1 protein-coding gene is annotated in these 1,576 nt (G+C 69.9%); it reads left to right on the forward strand.

Annotated features, from left to right (window positions below; all coding sequences use genetic code 11):
• A partial coding sequence (locus ACZ7G3_RS35695; protein ID WP_470930870.1) for an IS200/IS605 family accessory protein TnpB-related protein occupies window positions 1-1,569 on the forward strand: 1,569 nt, incomplete at its 5' end.
• Window positions 1,570-1,576 lie beyond the last annotated feature (7 nt).

A 1,576-nucleotide genomic window follows, 5' to 3' on the forward strand; every position in this document is an offset into this window, starting at 1 on the left:
GTACGCACCCGGCTCAAAGACCTCACGCCCGAGGACGAGAAGGTTCTGCGCTCGGTGGGTGCGCACCTGGGCTCGCTCGCCTCGAAGGACCTCAAAACGCGTTGCACGGACGGCCTGGAGCACTCCGCCGGGTCATGGGCGGCCCGTAAGCGTGGCCTGACGGCCCAGTCGTCGTCCAGGTGGGCCGGGTCGGTCACGAAAGCAACGCATGACCAGTGGGCGCTCGCCCGGCGCGGCCAGGCCGCACATGTCCAGTCCCTTGAAGCCGGTATCACGACGATCCGGCACCGGCTGTCGCTGCCGGTCGGCCAGAAGGGCACCAAGCGGGCTCCGGGTGGCTACCGCTCCGCACACGAGTGGTTCCACAAAGCACGCCGCCTGCATGTGCTGGAGGACCGGCTCGAGAAGGTCCGGGCCGACCGGGAAACAGGCCGAGTACACGTCGTGCGCGGCGGCAAACGACTCCTGGGCGCCCGGCACCACCTCGACGAAGCGCAGCTCACCGAGGCCAGGTGGCGTGAGCGGTGGGAAGCCGGGCGCTGGTTCCTCCAGGCGGACGGCGAGTCGGGGAAAAGGCTCGGCAACGAGACGATCCGCATCACGCCCGAGGGCGAAGTGTCGGTCAGGCTCCCCGCCACGCTCTCCGGCCTGGCGAACGCCAAGCACGGCCGGTACGTACTCGCCGCGAAGGCGCGGTTCCCCCACCGGGGCCAGGAGTGGGCCGACCGGGTGGAGGCCAGCAGGGCCGTGGCCTACCGCATCCACTACGACACAGGACGCGGGCGCTGGTACGTGGATGCCTCCTGGCAGATCCCGCCCACCAGGACCGTCCCACTCGAAGCCGCCCTCGCCGACGGCGTGATCGGCGTGGACACCAACGCCGACCACCTCGCCGCATGGCGCCTCGACACGCACGGCAACCCGACGGGCCGGCCACGCCGGTTCCCCTACGACCTGTCCGGCAACGCCCAGCACCGCGACGCCCAGGTACGGCACGCCCTCACACGACTGCTGCACTGGGCCAAAACCTGCGGCGTCAAAGCCATCGCGGTCGAAGATCTCGACTTCCAGAGCGAGAAAACCAGAGAGAAGCACGGGCGCAAGCGCCGATTCCGGCAACTCATCTCCAGCATGCCGACCGGCAGGCTCCGCGCCCGGCTGACTTCCATGGCCGACGCCACAGGCATCGCCGTCATCGCCGTGGACCCGGCCTACACCAGCAAGTGGGGCGCTCAGCACTGGCAGAAGCCGATGACCGGCCCCACCCGCAGGACCACCCGGCACGATGCGGCGAGCATCGCGATCGGACGACGCGCCCAGGGACACCCGATCCGGCGACGGACGGCACCGCCCCGTGCATACCAGAGCGATGTGCACGGGCATCGGACCATCCAGGCCGACCGGCGTGCCCCTGGGCGTGAGGGACCCCGCCCCCGCATCCCCGGACCACGGACACGATCCGTGCCGCCGGACGCGGCGAGTACGCGGGCAACCAGGGCACCCAAAACCGTTCGGGGTGTCCGCAGTGACCAGGTACGAGTCCAAGACTCACTCCTGCTCACTGATTAGGAACGGT

The sequence above is a fragment of the Streptomyces sp. NPDC037271 genome, from assembly GCF_055603605.1.